At 51.3% G+C, this 17329-nt stretch carries 18 protein-coding genes; 11 read left to right on the forward strand and 7 right to left on the reverse strand.

Annotated features, from left to right (window positions below):
- A partial coding sequence (locus ACFOWX_RS00845; RefSeq protein ID WP_381420562.1) for an IS110 family transposase occupies positions 1–324 on the reverse strand: 324 nt, incomplete at its 3' end.
- 68 nt (positions 325–392) lie between these two features.
- Here ACFOWX_RS00845 and ACFOWX_RS00850 point away from each other — a divergent pair.
- On the forward strand, positions 393–2105 hold the full coding sequence (locus ACFOWX_RS00850; RefSeq protein ID WP_381420563.1) for an AIPR family protein: 1713 nt from the start codon (positions 393–395) through the stop codon (positions 2103–2105).
- Positions 2106–2232: 127 nt separating this feature from the next.
- Here ACFOWX_RS00850 and ACFOWX_RS00855 read toward each other — a convergent pair whose 3' ends face one another.
- Complete coding sequence (locus tag ACFOWX_RS00855; protein WP_381420564.1) at positions 2233–3396, reverse strand: Fic family protein; 1164 nt, start codon at positions 3394–3396, stop codon at positions 2233–2235.
- Positions 3397–3682: 286 nt separating this feature from the next.
- Between ACFOWX_RS00855 and ACFOWX_RS00860 the strand changes: the two genes are divergently transcribed.
- The 4 genes from ACFOWX_RS00860 (at position 3683) to ACFOWX_RS00875 (ending at position 7552) form a co-directional block, all read left to right on the forward strand.
- Positions 3683–4834 (forward strand): hypothetical protein, encoded by a 1152-nt coding sequence (locus ACFOWX_RS00860; RefSeq protein WP_381420565.1) that lies wholly within the window; start codon positions 3683–3685, stop codon positions 4832–4834.
- 369 nt (positions 4835–5203) lie between these two features.
- The gene (locus ACFOWX_RS00865) at positions 5204–6145 is read left to right on the forward strand and encodes a DUF547 domain-containing protein (RefSeq protein WP_381420566.1); all 942 of its coding nucleotides are present in this window, start codon (positions 5204–5206) and stop codon (positions 6143–6145) included.
- Between the two features lie 91 nt (positions 6146–6236).
- Positions 6237–6836, forward strand: coding sequence for a TIGR04282 family arsenosugar biosynthesis glycosyltransferase (locus ACFOWX_RS00870; protein WP_381420567.1), 600 nt, complete (start codon positions 6237–6239; stop codon positions 6834–6836).
- Positions 6806–7552: a glycosyltransferase gene (locus ACFOWX_RS00875; RefSeq protein ID WP_381420568.1), complete on the forward strand. Its 747-nt coding sequence runs from the start codon at positions 6806–6808 to the stop codon at positions 7550–7552. The genes ACFOWX_RS00870 and ACFOWX_RS00875 overlap by 31 nt, the downstream gene beginning before the upstream one ends.
- Positions 7553–7604: 52 nt before the next feature.
- Here the strand turns inward: ACFOWX_RS00875 and ACFOWX_RS00880 are convergent, their stop codons facing one another.
- Positions 7605–8459 (reverse strand): S-methyl-5'-thioadenosine phosphorylase, encoded by an 855-nt coding sequence (locus tag ACFOWX_RS00880; protein WP_381420569.1) that lies wholly within the window; start codon positions 8457–8459, stop codon positions 7605–7607.
- Between the two features lie 32 nt (positions 8460–8491).
- Entirely contained in the window at positions 8492–10732 is a 2241-nt protein-coding gene (locus tag ACFOWX_RS00885) for a TonB-dependent receptor (RefSeq protein ID WP_381420570.1), read from the reverse strand.
- Between the two features lie 219 nt (positions 10733–10951).
- Between ACFOWX_RS00885 and ACFOWX_RS00890 the strand changes: the two genes are divergently transcribed.
- Genes ACFOWX_RS00890 through ACFOWX_RS00900 form a run of 3 tightly spaced genes read left to right on the forward strand, consistent with a single transcriptional unit; the run spans position 10952 to position 12102 of the window.
- Complete coding sequence (locus ACFOWX_RS00890; RefSeq protein ID WP_381420571.1) at positions 10952–11170, forward strand: hypervirulence associated TUDOR domain-containing protein; 219 nt, start codon at positions 10952–10954, stop codon at positions 11168–11170.
- Positions 11171–11227: 57 nt separating this feature from the next.
- Positions 11228–11437 carry a NepR family anti-sigma factor gene (locus tag ACFOWX_RS00895; protein WP_381420572.1) on the forward strand — a complete coding sequence of 70 codons (210 nt, stop codon included), beginning with the start codon at positions 11228–11230 and terminating at the stop codon, positions 11435–11437.
- On the forward strand, positions 11437–12102 hold the full coding sequence (locus tag ACFOWX_RS00900) for a sigma-70 family RNA polymerase sigma factor (RefSeq protein WP_381420573.1): 666 nt from the start codon (positions 11437–11439) through the stop codon (positions 12100–12102). The genes ACFOWX_RS00895 and ACFOWX_RS00900 overlap by 1 nt, the downstream gene beginning before the upstream one ends.
- A 201-nt stretch (positions 12103–12303) precedes the next feature.
- Here ACFOWX_RS00900 and ACFOWX_RS00905 read toward each other — a convergent pair whose 3' ends face one another.
- Positions 12304–13098, reverse strand: coding sequence for a response regulator (locus tag ACFOWX_RS00905; RefSeq protein ID WP_381420574.1), 795 nt, complete (start codon positions 13096–13098; stop codon positions 12304–12306).
- Between the two features lie 276 nt (positions 13099–13374).
- Between ACFOWX_RS00905 and ACFOWX_RS00910 the strand changes: the two genes are divergently transcribed.
- The gene (locus ACFOWX_RS00910; protein ID WP_381420575.1) at positions 13375–14289 is read left to right on the forward strand and encodes an IS1595 family transposase; all 915 of its coding nucleotides are present in this window, start codon (positions 13375–13377) and stop codon (positions 14287–14289) included.
- A gap of 42 nt (positions 14290–14331) precedes the next feature.
- Here the strand turns inward: ACFOWX_RS00910 and ACFOWX_RS00915 are convergent, their stop codons facing one another.
- Entirely contained in the window at positions 14332–14487 is a 156-nt protein-coding gene (locus ACFOWX_RS00915; RefSeq protein WP_381420576.1) for a hypothetical protein, read from the reverse strand.
- Between ACFOWX_RS00915 and ACFOWX_RS00920 the strand changes: the two genes are divergently transcribed.
- Positions 14486–15277: a hypothetical protein gene (locus ACFOWX_RS00920; protein WP_381420577.1), complete on the forward strand. Its 792-nt coding sequence runs from the start codon at positions 14486–14488 to the stop codon at positions 15275–15277. The two genes, ACFOWX_RS00915 and ACFOWX_RS00920, sit on opposite strands and share 2 nt — an antisense overlap.
- A 178-nt stretch (positions 15278–15455) precedes the next feature.
- On the opposite strand, the gene ACFOWX_RS00925 is transcribed toward ACFOWX_RS00920, so the two are convergent.
- A complete protein-coding gene (locus ACFOWX_RS00925) occupies positions 15456–15764 on the reverse strand; it encodes a pyridoxamine 5'-phosphate oxidase family protein (protein ID WP_381420578.1) in 309 nt (102 codons plus the stop codon).
- A 196-nt stretch (positions 15765–15960) separates the two neighbouring features.
- Between ACFOWX_RS00925 and ACFOWX_RS00930 the strand changes: the two genes are divergently transcribed.
- Entirely contained in the window at positions 15961–17166 is a 1206-nt protein-coding gene (locus ACFOWX_RS00930) for a Glu/Leu/Phe/Val family dehydrogenase (RefSeq protein ID WP_381420650.1), read from the forward strand.
- Positions 17167–17329: the final 163 nt, after the last annotated feature.

The raw sequence follows: 17329 nt of genomic DNA on the forward strand, positions 1-17329 counted from the left end.
CAGCTGCGCCAAACTCTCGGCATCGTTCACATCGCTCTTGTTCACCCGCGCCGAAAGCGCTTTCTTGGCATGGCGCGCGCAGATGCACACCACCGGCACACCCCGTTCCGCAAGGCCGTGATACAAAAAGGTCGATAGCGGCCCTGTTTCCAGAACGATACGGACCAAGCCCCCATCTCGCCCAGAACAGTGCTTGCCTAGCCATTTTGCCAAAACATCCGGATCACTCGCCACCACATCGCGGCGGATAACAACACCACCGCCATCAACCACGCATATGTGGCACGTCTTGTCAGATACATCCAAACCTGCAAATATACTCATCGGTCACTCTCCTCCTTTGGAGCGCTCCANATTTACGGAGTCTTAAAACCTGAATATCGAGAAAACTAATGAGTTTTGACAGAGTACTTAAAAACAACAATGCGCTCGTCGAAGAGATCGGCGAAGGTAACGCCTATTTAATTCTAGCGCTGGCGTTGCTATTTGAAGAGGCAAACCCAACTGAGCTTGCGAGTGCCGGCCTTACCGACGGTGGCGACGATAAGAAGATCGATTTTATTTACCACGACGTGGATGCCAGGCGCCTTATATTTGCGCAGGGGTATTTCACAGAGAAGAAGGTCGATTCCGCTCCTGCTAACAAAGCATCGGACCTGAATACCGCCTGCGCTTGGCTGGTGGAAGGTAAGTTGGAGATTGTTCCAGAAAAACTCAGGGCGACGATTGCATCATTTCGACAGGCAATCGATGATGGAGAGATTGACGCTATTGACGTTTTATACGTCCACAATTTACCGGAATCGATCAACGTCTCCCGCGAGCTTCAAACCACCGAGGGAATGCTTAGAAAGCTGGTCGCCAATGACAATATCGTAATCAAAGGATATGAACTCGGCAAACCTCGAGTTGAACACCTATATTCAGCCCGCGATTCGCATATTGCAATTGCGGATAGCATCTATTTTCCATACGAACCCGAGCTTACCGAGGCTGGGAATAAGTGGAAAGCGTCAATCGCAACAGTTAGTGGCGACTGGATTAGCGATCTATTTGTTAAGTATGGCGACGACTTGTATAGCGCCAATTATCGCGGATTTCTAGGGGCTGATCGTCGGAAAAAGGTCAATAGCGGTATCCGCGATACTGCTGAAAATGCGCCAAATGATTTTTGGGTTTTTAACAATGGAATTACGGTACTCACCAACGGTATTTCTAAAAAAGGTTCGCGCTTATCGCTAAACGGAATTTCTGTTATTAATGGCGCCCAGACTACAGGATCGATCGGATCGGTTGATAGAGCTAAATCTGATCTTGGTAAAGTGCGACTGATTTGCCGAATAGTGGAATGTCAAGATCAAGAAACAGTCGAACAAATTGTAAAATTTAATAACACACAAAATGTAATTACCACATGGGATCAGTTTAGTAATGATCAAGACCAAAAACGGATTGCGGACGAGTTTAATGAAATAGGTTTCAGTTATAACCGAAAACGGGGATTTGTTGGTGATGGGGATCAGATTGGAATAGAGCAAGTATTACAACCTCTCTTAGCTTACCATGGCCGTTCGACCGACGCTGTTCGTGGTAAAAATCAACTTTTTCTTGTGAAGCAGCTTTATAGAAATGCTTTTGAGGCCAAGAAAGCCCGGCACATCCTTTTTGTGCACACGCTGTCTCGTGCAATCGACAATCTCAGATTAGATTTGAAGAAAAAATCTACCGAAGAGGAGTTAATTAACATTGAGAACGCCCAGCTTGCACTTCTCAAAAATCTCAACTTTAAGCCGTTTCTTATCAACGTGGTAGCTAACAGCCTCGAAACAATTGTGGGGCAACGGTGCGACAGCCTCACAACGGGGTTTAAGCCTGACGCAGCAAAGGGCCGCTCTCTAGTTGACCTTACTGCTCGTTGGATACCGGTCGTAGAGACTTTCCTGCCCTTGCTCACGCCTCATGTCGAACCTGAAACATTCTTCAGGCTCCACAGCAATGATGATCAGTTTATTGTTCAGGTTAAGAAGACAATGGATGCGATGTTGGTTGCGACCAACGCTAAAGACAAGCTGTCAGAGTTTGCCAAAATGGTAGCTGCTACTTAATCAAAAGTAACGAAATTCCGGGAAATTCCGCCGACACAAAACTAATCATCCCACCCCAAAAAAACCATTTTCCTACAGCGGCCTTTTTTGCTTCACGCTGGTGCGAATTCCACGGACACAAACCTAATTACCGGCTTTCCCGACCTACATCCGAAAACAGCCGTACATATGGGAAATACTGATACACGCGGTACCGAGCCTGCCCCGTAATTTCGGTCAATAGATCAGCTTCGACAAAACGATCAATCAAATCGGCTGCTGCCGGGAATGACAGGTTTAACCGTTCCATCACAGCCCGGTTGTCGATGAAAGGATGGGTGTACAGACTTTCAAGTATGCGCAGGCCGTTTCCGGCGGACCGTCCGAAGTGATCGGTTATGATCCGTCTGTGTTCCTCGCGCAACGCGACGATGTTGCGGGCAGTTTCCGTCGCCTCCAGACTTACCGATGCCACGCCTTCTAGGAAAAATTTAATCCATTCTTCCCAATCGCCCCTGTCGCGTATATTTTGTAGCAATTCATAATAGCGGGTGCGATGCTGTTTAAACCAATGCGACAGATACAGAACTGGTTTTATTAAAATCTTCTGTTCACACAGATAAAAGGCAATAAGCAGCCGCCCAACTCTCCCATTGCCATCGAGGAATGGGTGGATCGTTTCAAAATGTGCGTGGAGCAATCCGATTTTAATTAACGCCGGAATATCATTCTCTTCATGAACAAATTTTTCAAGGTCCGACAATAAGCGTTCCACTTCATGCGGTGGAGGCGGAACAAAGATCGCATCGTTTAACGTCGACCCGCCGGGCCCTATCCAATTCTGACTGCGCCGCAGTTCGCCCGGATTGGCATGGTCGCCGCGCACCCCCTGCATTAGCTTTTCATGTATCTCACGGATTAGGCGGACCGAAATTGGTAATTCGGGTAGTCGTTTTAATCCGTGGTTCATCGCCCCTACATAATTGAGTACTTCGCTGACGTCGCTGGGCCGGTTCGCGTCTTGGATTGCGGCTTCCGCCTCCAGCAGGTCATTTAACGACGATTGCGTTCCTTCGATCTGGCTGGAAAGAACGGCTTCCTTGCGGACATACATAAAAACGAACATATCGGGGTCGGGCAAAGTCTGGATTGATCCATCTAAACGCCCAAGCGCGCGATCGGCCTTTGAAAGCACAGTCTGCATAGCGGCATCAATATTGATTGGCGGTATGGGGGGCAGCGGCTCCGGCATGAAGGCTGAGTAATGATTTGGCTGTTTGACATATCGGCCAGCCCTAAATTGTCTTGTCATGCTTGCTCCTAATTAAAAGCTAGCTTGCATTAGAATGAGAATTATCTCTTAGTCAAGGCCTACCTTTAATTAGAGCCGCTGATGCGGACTAATTAAAGGTTTGCGGTGATTGGGTGGAATGTGCTGCGTGCGTAGGGAGTTTTGTCCTTTTTGCGTGAAATTATCCTTTGCCGCCGGGCGTCATTAGCCTTGCCGCCTCAAGTAACCACCGCGACATCTCCTCCGAAATAGCCATTGCATTAATATTGGGCCGCGATAATTCTTATCCTAAGTTCGGAGGCTCAAGATGATGTTTCAATTCCGCATATTCGGGTTTATGGCTGCCGCGGCTGTATCGCTTATTGCCCTGGGCGGCGGCGCGCGCGCCTCTGAACCGACCCTGCCCGCGGGATGGACCAAACAGGAAAATGACACGAATATCCAATATAGCAATGCCGACGGCAGCTCGCTGGTGTTACATGGTCTTTCGACGGATACGAATGTTACGATATTGTCAGCGGCAAGCACGCTGGACAAACCAAATGCCTGCGAAGGATTAACCGCGCAGCCGGTTCAGAAGAGCGCACGCGGCGTTGAAAAAATATCGTTGCTGACGGGCACCATCAAATGCGCGGTCTATATCGGCAAAGGTGACGGGCCGACCAAAATGGTTTTGGCGATCTATAAAACTGACGCAGCGGCTTTGCGGATTGCCGAAGCGATCACCAATGGGTGGGCCCAACCGGGGGCGCAGTCGGCATCGGCGGCGGGATCAGGCGGCGCTGAGACGGCGGTTTCCGATGCGCAGCTTGCCGCTTATTTGGCGCGCGTCCCCGTTTCCCGGCGGCCCGTGGCGGTCGCGACGCGCAGTTCGGGCGTGTATGGAAATTTCTCGATTGCCGTCTATCTTTTCTTTGCCAATGGATATGCGGCAAATTGTTCGGATTGGGATCCGGTGATTTTGGAACCGACGCCTGAATCGCTGGGCCGGGCTCGCGAAGATTGCGATGTTAAGCGCTGGCGAAAAACGAGCGACGGCGCGCTGCAAGTTATCGCAAGCGATGGGACCTGGGATGGCAGCGGGTTTGCCGATGACGTTACCAAATTTCGGAAGGGCGAAAGGTTGGATGCCAGTTTTGGAAATATCCAAAGCTTTGGCATTTCAGGCGCAGCATTTTCATCGGGCACGATCAGCGGAGGCGACCTGGCTTTTCGTTCAGATGGGCAGTTTGCCTCGGGACGTTGGCGCACCACAAATTTTGCAGGCGCGGATATCGTGGCAAATAATTCGGAAGAAAGAGCCCCCCGTATTGGACGCTATTATCTCGATGGGCATTTGATCGCCGTTTCCGCCGCAGATGGCAGCATAAGTGCGATGTTCGTAACGGGCATCCGGAAAGGTGATATTGTCAGTCACATATATCTTGGCGGAACCCATTATTGGCAAAGCGATGATTAAGGGACTTTCGGCGAGATACTAAATTTATCTGAGACGAGGGTGATTGGGACTATCGCGCCGCGGCGGCTTGTTCGCTGCCTATTTGGCCGGATGGGTAGGACCGTGAAATTTGGTGCGCGCGGAGGCGGGCCGGGTGAAGGTGTGAGCCCTAACCTGAAAATAACCTGATGCCCGGCTTTCAATTTAGGACAAAACCGCGTCATATCTGTCACCTATTTGTTACATTGGAGCCATGCCTATCATTCCGGCCGCATATGATAGCCATTGTGCCCGTGACCGTCCGCCGGTAACCTTTCCACCCGCGGCAACGAATTGAAATTTGAACACCGGCATCACCAGAAGAGACGGGTGCAAAAAAACGGAGCTTTCATGCTAAAATACATATTGTTCATCCTGCCTTTTTTGATTGCGGCGCCTGTGCAGGCGGAACGTTTTGACCATTCTCAATGGGATAGGTTGGTGCAAAGCCATGTGAAAATGTCACCGGACCGGAGCAGCTCGGTCGCCGATTATGCGCAGTTTAAGGCAGTGGATGCGCAGCTGCAATCCTATCTGACGAAGCTGTCTGCGGTTAAGCAAGCCGAGTTTGATAGCTGGCCGAAAAATGACCAGCTCGCTTTTCTGATCAACGCCTATAATGCTTGGACAGTGAAATTGATCGCCGATGCGCACCCCAATTTAGCGTCGATCCTCGAGCTCGGCAATGTTACGACATCACCGTGGCAACGGCGCTTCATCCCGTTGTTGGGCGCGCAGCGTTCGCTCGATGATATTGAGCATAAAATGATCCGGGGCAGCGGTCGGTATAATGATCCGCGGATACATTTTGCTGTAAACTGCGCCAGCATCGGTTGCCCCGCATTGATGGACCGCGCCTTTACTGCTCAGCAGCTTGACAGTCAGATGGAAGCGGCAACCAAGGCGTTTCTGTCCGACCGGACCCGCAATTATGTCGATGATAAAGGTGCGCATGTGTCCAGCATTTTTGACTGGTATGGCGGTGATTTCAAAACCGGTTGGCGCGGTGCGGATTCGGTGGGCGGGTTCCTCGCGCTATATTCGGGCAGTTTGGGCGTTACCGAGGCGCGGCGCACGGCGCTTGCAAATGGCGAGATGGATATTTCCTTCTTGGAATATGATTGGCGGTTAAATGATGTGACAGTGCCGAATGGCGCGAAGTCCGCTGCCAGCATGTCGCCTATCTGGATCGCCCGCGCTTTCCCCGTGCCCACGGCGATTGCCGGGCTGTTGTTATTGTTGCTGCTTTATGGGGGATACCGTCTCATCCGGCGGCGCAGCAAAGCAGCTTAACGGCGAATGCGCCGCAGGAGAATTTCCACATGGTCGATCGGATGGAATGCGTTGTGATTACGTTGATAACTCTCATCGCGATGGAGCGGCGTTGACCCGCCCGTTGGTCCGTGCCGTTTTGTTCACGCGCTATCCTGTGGCGGGTGAAGCCAAAACGCGCCTTATCCCGGCGGTGGGGGCGCAAGCTGCGGCTGATATTCATGCGGCTTTGACGCTGCGAACTGTTGATATACTGAAGCAATGTGATTGCCATTTGGAGATTGCGATCACTGGCGCGCCGATCGCGGATTTTCGGAAATGGCTGGGGGAAGATATTTGCTTCAAGCGACAACAGGAGGGCGATTTGACTGATCGTTTGCTGGCTGAGATTGATCCGGCGCCGCTTATTTTCTTTGGCTCCGATACGCCCGACCTGTCGGAGGACATTGTGGCAGAGGCGATTGCCGCGCTCGGCCATCATGACCTTGTCGTCGGCCCTGCCGAGGATGGCGGTTATTATTTGATAGGAATGCGTCAAGCCGCAGCGGGATTATTCACTGACATGCCGTGGAGCACGGATAAGGTGCTGACGCAAACGCTGGCGCGCGCGGCGGCATTAAACATGACCGTGCACCAAACCCGCCTATTAAGCGATTGTGATACGCCCGATGATTTGAAAAAATGGCCATGGTTAAACATATGGCCCGCGTGACGATCCTTGTCCCGACGCTCAATGAAGAGCGAGCCTTGCCTGCCACATTGCGGAACATATCTGCCTTGATGCCGGCGCCGGATGAGGTGCTGATCGTTGATGGGGGCAGCAGTGACAAAACGGCGGAGATTGCCCGGGCCAGTGGTTTCACATGCGTAACATCGCCTCGAACCGGGCGCGGCGCTCAAATAAATTATGGGGTGGAGCAAGCCAAGGGAGATATTGTCTGCGTCTTACATGCCGATTCCTTGCTACCCATTGACGCAGTTGCGGAAATTCGGGCGGCAATGGCGGATCCCAACATTGCGCTGGCGAGCTTTACCCCGCGCATCGCTGGGCCATCGGGAACACGGTGGGGGTCGACCGTGCATAATTGGATCAAAACCTGGTATGCGCCGCTGCTCATGCGGCCATGGCTGTTTATCCGGGGGGTGCGGCTGTTATTTGGTGATCATGCCATGTTTTTTCGGCGCGAACATTATCTGGCGGTCGGTGGGTGCGATGAACGGGTGGTGGTCATGGAGGAGGCTGATCTGTGTATCAAACTCAACCGATTTGGCCGAACGCGCATGATCCCGCGATGGGTTTGGACATCGGACCGGCGGATTACCGAATGGGGCCGGTGGCGCGCCAATTACATTTATTTGAAGGTTGGGATTATGTGGGCGCTGGGCGCAAGGGAAAGGCTGGCCGATCATTATCCCGATGTTCGCTGACAAATGACTGCAGATGGCGCCAGTCGGTGCCAATCGGTGCAGCAGGGCCACGTTAACCGAGGATATTTTTCAGCTTTTCCAGAAGCGCTGGATTTCGTGCGGCAGGGTCGGTGATCAGCGCATATTCCAACACGGTGTCGATCGGGCTGACTTCGCGCTGCGCAGGCAGGCTGCGCGCGATATTCTCAACGAGGCTTCGGGCTTTTTCTGCATTACTATGCATCTGCGCGATCACCGATTCCACCTCAACTGGCGCTTCATTTTCCCGCCAGCAATCATAGTCGGTGACCATTGCGATGAGCGCATAAGGCAGCTGTGCCTCTCTCGCGAGCTTTGCCTCTGGCATGGCGGTCATACCGATAATATCTGCGCCCCATTGCCGGTATAAATGGCTTTCCGCGCGGCTTGAAAATTGGGGACCTTCCATCGCGAGGTAAGTGCCGCCTTCATGCACACGCGCGCCTGCCGCCCGGGCTGCTGTGGCTGCCAAAGTGGAAAGCCGGGGGCAGACCGGGTCTGCCATAGAGACATGCGCGACAAGGCCGTCCCCAAAAAAGCTTTTCTCGCGGGCAAATGTCCGGTCGATAAATTGATCAATGGCCACAAAATCGCCTGGCGCAAATTTTTCGGTCAGCGAACCGACGGCCGAAATGGACAATAAATCGGTCACGCCCAATTGCTTCATGGCGTCAATATTGGCGCGGTAGTTCAGGTGGCTTGGCCCGATTGCATGGCCCCGGCCATGACGCGGCAGGAATACGCATTTCACCGCGCCAATGGTGCCGGTTAGCAGTTCATCGGAGGGCTTGCCCCAAGGGGTATCGACGCTAACCCAATGCGCGTCGGACAGGCTGTCTATAGCATATAGCCCCGAACCGCCCATGATGCCCAAAACCCATCCTGCCATGCTTATCCTTCCTCTAATGCCTGCTTATCTGATTAGAAGCGGGCTTTGGCCTCGATACCATAGATGGTTGGTTCATTTACAAAAGCCGAAAAATTGTTGAAATCAATCGCGCCTTCAATGGATGTATCGTTGAAGATGTTCCGTCCAAACACAGACAATTCATATTTTCCGCCATCAAAAAGATATCCGGCCCGCGCACCGACCTCAAACAGGCTGCGGTCCCGAAATTCGGTGCTTTCGTAAAGGAAGAAGTTGATGTTGCTGCGATAGGCAAAATCGGCGCTGCTGAAAAACTCACCACTGCCGGCCGGCAGGCTATAGCGAGCAGACCCATTGACGATCCAGCGCGGGGCCTGCGGCAAGGGATTTCCATCGATCAGCGCATTGCCGGTTACAGCGTTAATGGGGTCAAGCACGGTGCAGGGCGCACCGCAAATCCCGACCTCCAAACCGGGATCGTCGATACGGGTGTTATTCAGGCTGACCCCTGCGTTGATGGAGAAATTCTTTGCAGGGTCAAGGCTGACTTCCGCCTCAAAGCCATGACCGCGAACCTTGTCGGCATTGAGCAATTGATTAAAATTCCCTGCGCCGCCGACAGCGGTTAACTGCTGATCATTGGTGACGTAATAAAATACAGCTGTGCTGAACCGGCCTTTGCCATTCCAAAAGCGCCCTTTGATGCCAGCCTCAATTGAATCGATTGTTTCGGTATCTGCGGTGGTCACGGCATCGCCAAATACGATCCGGCCCTGCGCATTGGGGGCGCGGAAGCTGCGCGCATAGCGGATGTACCCGGACACATCGTCGGTCACATCATAAGTGGCACTGACGTCGCCAGACAAATTGGTGCTGGTCAACCGGCGGTTAATTGGGCCCAGCGGCGGCGCGCCAAACGGTCCAACCAATCGCTCGACTTCGAAATTCTTACGCTCATAGGACAGGCGAAGCCCGCCGGTGACGGTCAGCTGCGGCGTGACTTTCGCGGTGAGCGATCCAAAGGCGGCCAGCGCAGTTGTATCCTGATCCTGCACGGCCCGGCCATTAAGGGCCCCACCCGAAAGCGTATCGAAGCTCAAATTTTCGATTTCCAGATTCTCCTTAAAATAAAATCCGCCGATCAGAATATCGATATTTGGCGCAATGGGCCCCGATAGCCGAATTTCGCTGGTCCGTTGATTGTGGCCCGTAATGTTATCCGCGCTTTCCGCAGGGAAGGGTATAAAGCCGGGGCCAAAAGGCGGCGCAAAGGATGCGCCAAATCCGCCATCGACATCGCCCCGGGCATTGACCCGCACCTCGCTATAACTGCTTACGCCGTTCAGGGTGAAATTGCCTAGCTTGCGCTCGGTCCGAAGGCTAATGCCCCAGACATTGCTGCCCAATATCTGCGTTGCGTCTTGCGCCGTTTCAAACCTGTCAAAATCAGCGACTAGGCCGCCGACACCCGGCCGGATCGCATTAGCCCGGAAAACGCGTGACCCGCCGTCTAAATCGCGGCCAAATACGGAAAGCAGCGCTTTGAACGTTCCGGCATCTTCATATTGCACCTGCAATCGGCCAGCTATGTCTTCGAATTCTTCAAATCCTTCTTCGCCGCCTGCGGGGAAAAAGCTGTTATCTACATAATCGTCGCGGCGTTGATATTGGCCCGAAAGCCGCGCGGTAAATCCGCCGCCCAAAGAGCCGCCAATCCCCGCTTCTAAATCGACGGTATCAAACCGTCCATAGGCCGCGCGAACGAAACCGCTGGTTTCCTCCGTCGGCTTGGCTGTCTCAATCTTCACTGCGCCTGCCGGGGTGTTGCGGCCAAATAAAGTGCCCTGCGGCCCGCGCAAAACCTCAACACGTTCGACGTCAAATAGAGGAAAACCCCGCAATATCGGGTTCTCTAGCGGCACCTCATCCAGCAGGACCGAAACCGGACCATTGGCGTTCAAATCAAAATCGGTATTACCGAGCCCGCGAATGTAAAAGCGCGGGAAGATGCGGCCTGAGGAGGATTCTGCGTATAGGCTGGGAGAACGCGCTGCCAAGAAGAGCAAATCTTCGCCGCCGGCACGCGCATCCGCAAGACGGCTACCGGAAATGGCATCCACCGAAAATGGAACATCGCTGATATCCTCAACCTTTTTCTGCGCGGTCACGATAATGATACTATTCTGCGCCGCATCGCCGTCCTTATTTTCCTGCGCTAGAATTTCAGCAGGAAAGGCCAGGCAAGCCGTGGCAACGAGCAATGTCGAGCGGCATAACCGCGATGCTGAAAACATAATTTTCTTATTCCCTTTTCATTTTCAGTTATTCCTATTCCCGAGCCTATTCGCACGGATCAAGAAATGGTTACAAATTAGCCTAGTTCCTGATGCGAGTTGCTCCATCATATTAGGACAATTTTTCGGCCCGCCCACTCTATATGATGACATTCAACATAAATGTGGAACTTTCAGCGATGTGAAGCGTATTTAGCGCATATCAATGGAGAAAAGATTATGTCTGGCAGCTTTGACGAAGGCGACCAAGTCCGATGGAATTGGGGCAGCGGTATTGCCCGGGGTAAGGTCGTGGAAAAATTTACGAGCGATGTGACTCGTACAATTAAGGGTACCGAGGTCAAGCGAAATGCCAATGAGGAATGTCCCGCGTTTTTGATAGAGCAAGAAGATGGCGACCAGATTTTAAAGTCGGTAAGTGAGATTGACACAGTATAAATTCAACAAGTGCGCTGCTTTCCACTTGGTTGTAACAGTGCAAATAGAGGTATTGAAGTGACAGATTTTGGATCGGATAATGGCGGTACCGCTGCTGGCCGAAAAAGCCGTAAAGCAAGTGGCCACAAGCAGGTTACGGAGAAGGAAGGTGCCATTGGTGCTGGCTTGCGGTCGCTATATCAAAATGTTTTGGAAGAACCTCTGCCGGATGAATTCCTAACTTTGTTGGATCAACTGGATTCACAAGATAGGCCGGAGGCCGGATAATGACGGCTGTTAAGCGACCTGCAGCCCCTGTTAAAGCAGCCCCTGTTAAAGCCGCCCCTGTTAAAGCAGCCAACGTCAAATCTGCACCGACACTTAGCGATGATAGTTTCAAAAAGGAGTTGGCCGCGCTCATCCCGCAATTGCGTGCTTTTGCGCGAAGCCTCGCTGGTAATCCCGACCTTGCGGATGATCTGGTGCAGGACACGATGTTAAAGGCATGGAAAAACCGCCACCAATATACGCCGGGTCCATCAACAATGCGCAGCTGGACGTTCGTGATATTACGCAATAATTTTCTATCCTTGAAACGCAGGGATAAATTTGTTGGCGAATATGATGAATTGGCTGCCGAGAGAAAGCTGACGATCAATGCCGCGCAAAATGACCAGATACATTTGTCGGATTTGCAGCGCGCTCTGTTTCAATTGCCGCTAGACCAAAGAGAGGCGCTAATATTAATTGGTGCAGGGGGTCTGTCCTACGAAGAAGCTGCAGAAATTTGCGGCTGTGCAATGGGAACCATCAAAAGCCGCGTATCGCGTGGACGCAGTAGGTTACAAGAAATATTGGAAAATGAGGTTATTACGCAGGATAGGCAGGACGCAGTTGCGCCAAGTGATGCTTTTGGTTCGATCATGTCTGAAGTGGAGCAATTGACCAAATAGCAAAAAAGGGGCTGCCGCGATCGGCTCGCCCCTTTTCAATTCCCTCACTGAACGATTGTTAAATTGTAAAGCCGGTCATTAGCAGTCCGAACACAATTATCACGAGCGTTATGCTCGCAATCAACACAATCCGCATTCCTGGTACTTTCTTCGCTGCTCTGGCGTCTTCTTTTTCTACAATCATGAAATTCTCCTATTTTATTATGCCATCACCGTTTTGAGTTCGAAAAACAGTGCTTGGCTGATTGCGGCCTTTACGGCGCTGGTTTGAAATGGTTTGGTGATTAAAAACGCGGGCTCCGGGCGGTCACCGGTCAACAGTTTTTCCGGAAAGGCGGTGATGAAAATGACGGGCACCGGCGATTGTCTTACAATATCCTGAACCGCATCAATTCCCGATGATCCGTCCGCCAATTGAATGTCAGCTAGAACCAGCCCGGGGCGCGTCTTTTCAACCGCCGTTAGCGCATCTTTATGTGTTGCCGCTGTCCCTGCAATATCATGACCAAGATCACGAACAATCTGCTCAAGCTCCATCGATATTAATGGCTCGTCTTCAATAATCAGGACATTTGTCCGCGTCTCGCGGTCCAGCTCTTCCATGGCGTCTGTCAACAGCTGATCAATCTGCCCAACCGCCAATCCGGTAATGAAAGCCACTTCTTCTTCTCTGAAGCCTTCTAGCGCAGTCAGCAACAATGCTTGCCGGCTGAGCGGCGTAACAATCGATAATTTTTTCAGGGCAGCTTTTTCAATTTCATTTTGCGGGTCGACCTGTGTACCGCCATCGACATGAACAGATTGCCATATTTTGTGAAAGACGCGGTATAAACCGGGGCGAGTGCCCACACTGTCATCAAATTCCGATGGAGCGCCGACTATCGTTTCTAAAGTCGCCCGGACATATGCGTCACCACTTTGCTGCCCGCCGGTAAGCGCTCGGGCGTAGCGCCGCAAATAAGGCAAGTGGCCGCGTAACTTTTCGCCTAATGACATTTTTTAACTCCCACAATTTCATTATAGACGCGCGGCCCTCGATAAAGTTCCGGTCAGACCCAGAAAAATCTGAGCCCGAACCGGACATTTTGTATCTGATGCCAAACTTAATTGGCGGATATCAGACGGCCAACTTTGCATGGTCACCCATATCGGGTTGTCTGCCGCTAATGATCGATTTTGCTAATTCCCAACTTTGCGAAATTTTCGGCAATTATATACTTTACTTAGCAGGTGACTTGTGGCATAAAATCCTTAGACAAAAGGATAGCTGCAATGAATATCGACATTACCAACCCCATCTTTCATGACGAAGCCAAGGCGCAGGCCCATATTGAGGCTTCACGCTGGGACGGCGAACCCTTTTGCGAGCATTGCGGCTCTACCAATGTAACCCGTATGGGCGGCAAGACGCAGGCTGGAATGTTCCAGTGCAATGATTGCCGCGATAAATTCACTATCCGCACCGGCACAGTTATGGAACGCAGCCATGTTCCTTTGCATAAGTGGCTACTTGCTACACATATCCTAGCGGCTTCCAAAAAAGGCATGAGCGCGGCTCAAATGGGCCGCATGATCGGTGTTTCTTACAAGACTGCTTGGTTCCTCTGCCATCGCATCCGCGAGGCTATGGACGGGGCTACTGATAACGGCCCTCTTGGCGGCGGCTCTGGCGTTGTTGAGGCCGATGAAACTTATGTAGGCGGCAAAGCTAAGAACCGCGCTCACCGCAAACCTGCAAAGAAAAAAGCCGTCGTCGCTCTTGTTGAACGTGAAGGCCATGTTCGCAGCTTCCACGTCGCCAACGTGAACGCAAAGAACGTCCGCGCTCTTATCACTACTAACGTCCAGCGTGACGCTCACCTTATGACGGATGAAAGCCCTATCTATACCCGTCTTGGCAAGGAATATGGCGCTCACTATTCGGTCAATCACAGCGCTAAGCAATTCACAAAGCATGGCGGCTATGGCCACAGCAACACGACTGAAAACTTCTTTTCGATATTTAAGCGCGGCGTTATCGGCACATATCATCACATGAGCGAAGCGCACCTTGGCCGCTACTGCAAAGAATTTGATTTTCGCTACAACACCCGCGAGATGACAGATACGGAACGCGCAGCCGTTGCAATTAAGGGCATGGAAGGCAAGCGCCTAACATATCGGCGGACTGATAAAATCGCCGCCTAAATGGGCCGCGATACCCCGACATATCGGGACGCCAAGAAAACGCTATTTCCGTTCGGATTGACTCGACTCCTTGCGCTTCCCCTTGCTAGCCTTATGCGGCTTGTGAGGGGTTGCCAGCATACGTTTTAATGCAGCTTCTCTGCGAGCTTCTGTTTCCGCTTCGGTGTATGTTTCATCTTTTTGATCGGTATCTGTCATGACAAATCCAAAGTATCCCCCACCCAAAGATAGCAGCGATTGGCCTGAAGCGCTGATTCAAGACTATCATACAATATTTGGAGAGTTTCTTCAAACCTATGCGACCGTAGAATCTGGACTCTTATTCCTAATTGATCGGTATGCTGGCGGACTACTTGCGGACGATATAAACTCTGGAACACCGCCGAGTGAAGTTTGGGGAAGAACCAAAGTCCAAATGGACATAGTCCGAGCATTGGTTGGCTCCAAGAGATCAGATCAAATATCGGAAACAATAAAATTGTTATTCCGTGTGGCGAAGCGCTCCAATGACGACCAAGAATTTGTTAACGACGCCCTCTCCCAATTTTCCCATATAAGATTCATGCGAGACCGACTTGTCCATTCAGGATCAACTCCATTTTACGATAATGGCTGGTTTTTCCACACAGCCAACAGCCTTGAGGTCAAAGAACGAGTGAAAGCCAGAGATTATGTTTTTAAGCTACACGATCTCAAAAACATGACGACGGATTTAATTTCTATCCGTCTTAGACTTGCGGCTGCGACGGTAAACGATAATCCTGGCATTGTAGCGCTCGCAAAAGAGCACAATGCTTTTCAACCATGGCTTTATAAACAAGTTCAGCCAGTTGATCCGGATCATACGCAGAAGAGAATTCGCGAATCGCATCACCCCCTGCCTCAATCACCGCTAGGGGCAGCCCTCTCGATAGCGATGTCTTATCCAGTGACGGACGGAGGACCCTTGATGTATGCAGGCGAGAGGCGAACTGACGCTGGAGGCTAGCCCCATCGGTTAATTTCTCAGTATTAGCACCGACCTGTCCATCCTCGATTCGCATTTTTCACCTGCTAAGTAAAGTATATAATTGCCAAATTTTCGATGAAGGGGCCGACCAGAATTCAGCGATATCGGGGACAAAGCACACTGCCGATACATTGGGAGAAGTTTTTTCTTCCTGTAATCAGGCTTCGGCCCATGGTCCCCAAAGATCGTCAATTTTTGCTTGATTGCGGCGCATATAGGCTCTGCCCGTTACCGAGACATATGTCTCTTTTTCAGGGCAAGCATAAATCAGTGCGCTGTTATTTTCGTCGGAAATTTCGTCCGCTTTGCCTTCGCCGGCTTTGGTAAGAAACCAAATCTCGCCGCTCTCACGGTAAAGCTTGCCTCGCATTGGACGACTTCTGATCATCCCGGCGCGCTCGGTCGTCAACATAGCTGTGCCGATATCATCGATCATGTCGTATAATTTTTCTGTTGTCGCTTGCATGAGTAATCTCCTTTTTCTCAGCAATTGGAGGAGCGCGATCAATGGCGCTCATATAATACCAACATCTGCGCCGCTTTTTGGTTCCCGATCGGGGTTGATGGAACATCGCGAGATGAGAGTTGTTCTAACTGTAAAACCAGCGACCAATGGAGATACTAAAATGGGCGAAATGCTTACCGCAGCACGCACAAGAATGATGTCAGCTTACGAAGCGTTAGATTCAGGGAGCGGTGTTGCCGAGTTCCTCAAATATCCCAAAGAAACGGTTGCGGCCTCATTGCCCCTGCGCCGCGACGACGGCCGCATAACAATGCTGAAAGCATGGAGATGCCGTTACAGTGACTTGTTGGGACCGACCAAGGGAGGCATTCGGTTCCACCAGGCCGTCAACGCTGACGAGGTGCAAACACTGGCTTTTTGGATGACGATGAAATGTGCGTTGGCGGGCTTGCCATTTGGCGGCGGCAAAGGGGGTGTCCAAGTTGATACGTCGCAGCTTTCGCGCACGGAAAAGGAACGCCTTGCTCGGCTATATGTCTCGCAATTCGAAAATGTCATTGGGCCTCGGCGCGATATACCTGCTCCCGATGTCGCAACGGGGGCCGCAGAGATGGCATGGATGATGGATGAATATTCGCGTTTACAGGGGCGTTTAATGCCCGCCACCTTCACCGGCAAGCCCATTGCTCTAGGCGGGCTAGTGGGTAGGACAGAGGCCACAGGTGAGGGCGCATTTATGATATTTGAATATTTTGCTCGGCAACTTAATCTTACAAAAGACGATACTCTGGCGGTTCAGGGTTTTGGTAATGCTGCCCGTTTCTTTGCCCTGGCGGCTACTGATGCGGGTTATCGCATTACCGCTATTTCCGACAGTTCCGGGATGATTAGTCATGAAGAAGGCTTGGACATAAAAGCGATTTGTAATGTCAAAGATAAAGGTGGCAGCGTGGCCGACACCGATCAAAAAAATGTTCAAAAAGCAGTGGGCCAAGATATTTTGAAGCACCCAGCGACAGTTTTTGTGCCAGCTGCGTTGGGAGGTGTTGTCAATGCAGGCAATGCCAAAAATATACCCTGCAAAGTGATTTTCGAAATCGCTAATGGACCGGTCAAGCCAGAGGCGGATGCGATTTTGGAGAGCCAAGACATTCATGTGATACCCGACATATTGGCCAATGCAGGAGGTGTGATTGCAAGCTATATTGAGTGGACGGGCAATTTGCGCGGTGAACAACATGATCGCGATCAAGTCAGTTATATTCTGCGCGATCATCTCATCGGTGCAGCAAAACGGACAAGTGAGATGGTGAGTGATGCAAAGGGGGATATAAGGAAAGCTGTTTACATGGCAGCAATTAAAAGATTATCTCAATCATACAGTGTTTTATATGAAATTTGAATTTTTTTGAGGGCTTTGTGGGAACGGTTTATCATTTCGAACATTGTATTTATGAAGTCGCAGTCGAAGGGATAATTCTTCACCTGTGCGCTTCCCCTCAAAATGCCGGAAGAATGTGGGCAACCCCCTCCCTCCCACCCCCAAAGCTCCGTTCTTCCGGCAC

Origin of the sequence: Sphingorhabdus arenilitoris, from assembly GCF_042651485.1 — a bacterium.
Classification (GTDB): domain Bacteria; phylum Pseudomonadota; class Alphaproteobacteria; order Sphingomonadales; family Sphingomonadaceae; genus Sphingorhabdus_B; species Sphingorhabdus_B arenilitoris.

Excerpts from the sequence above, each read along its gene's own strand:
- ACFOWX_RS00850 (WP_381420563.1), top strand. The coding sequence starts at position 393 with ATGAGTTTTGACAGAGTACTTAAAAACAACAATGCGCTCGTCGAAGAG.
- ACFOWX_RS00855 (WP_381420564.1), bottom strand. The coding sequence starts at position 3,396 with ATGACAAGACAATTTAGGGCTGGCCGATATGTCAAACAGCCAAATCAT.
- ACFOWX_RS00860 (WP_381420565.1), top strand. The coding sequence starts at position 3,683 with ATGATGTTTCAATTCCGCATATTCGGGTTTATGGCTGCCGCGGCTGTA.
- ACFOWX_RS00865 (WP_381420566.1), top strand. The coding sequence starts at position 5,204 with ATGCTAAAATACATATTGTTCATCCTGCCTTTTTTGATTGCGGCGCCT.
- ACFOWX_RS00875 (WP_381420568.1), top strand. The coding sequence starts at position 6,806 with ATGGCCATGGTTAAACATATGGCCCGCGTGACGATCCTTGTCCCGACG.
- ACFOWX_RS00880 (WP_381420569.1), bottom strand. The coding sequence starts at position 8,459 with ATGGCAGGATGGGTTTTGGGCATCATGGGCGGTTCGGGGCTATATGCT.
- ACFOWX_RS00885 (WP_381420570.1), bottom strand. The coding sequence starts at position 10,732 with ATGTTTTCAGCATCGCGGTTATGCCGCTCGACATTGCTCGTTGCCACG.
- ACFOWX_RS00890 (WP_381420571.1), top strand. The coding sequence starts at position 10,952 with ATGTCTGGCAGCTTTGACGAAGGCGACCAAGTCCGATGGAATTGGGGC.
- ACFOWX_RS00900 (WP_381420573.1), top strand. The coding sequence starts at position 11,437 with ATGACGGCTGTTAAGCGACCTGCAGCCCCTGTTAAAGCAGCCCCTGTT.
- ACFOWX_RS00905 (WP_381420574.1), bottom strand. The coding sequence starts at position 13,098 with ATGTCATTAGGCGAAAAGTTACGCGGCCACTTGCCTTATTTGCGGCGC.
- ACFOWX_RS00910 (WP_381420575.1), top strand. The coding sequence starts at position 13,375 with ATGAATATCGACATTACCAACCCCATCTTTCATGACGAAGCCAAGGCG.
- ACFOWX_RS00920 (WP_381420577.1), top strand. The coding sequence starts at position 14,486 with ATGACAAATCCAAAGTATCCCCCACCCAAAGATAGCAGCGATTGGCCT.
- ACFOWX_RS00915 (WP_381420576.1), bottom strand. The coding sequence starts at position 14,487 with ATGACAGATACCGATCAAAAAGATGAAACATACACCGAAGCGGAAACA.
- ACFOWX_RS00925 (WP_381420578.1), bottom strand. The coding sequence starts at position 15,764 with ATGCAAGCGACAACAGAAAAATTATACGACATGATCGATGATATCGGC.
- ACFOWX_RS00930 (WP_381420650.1), top strand. The coding sequence starts at position 15,961 with ATGTCAGCTTACGAAGCGTTAGATTCAGGGAGCGGTGTTGCCGAGTTC.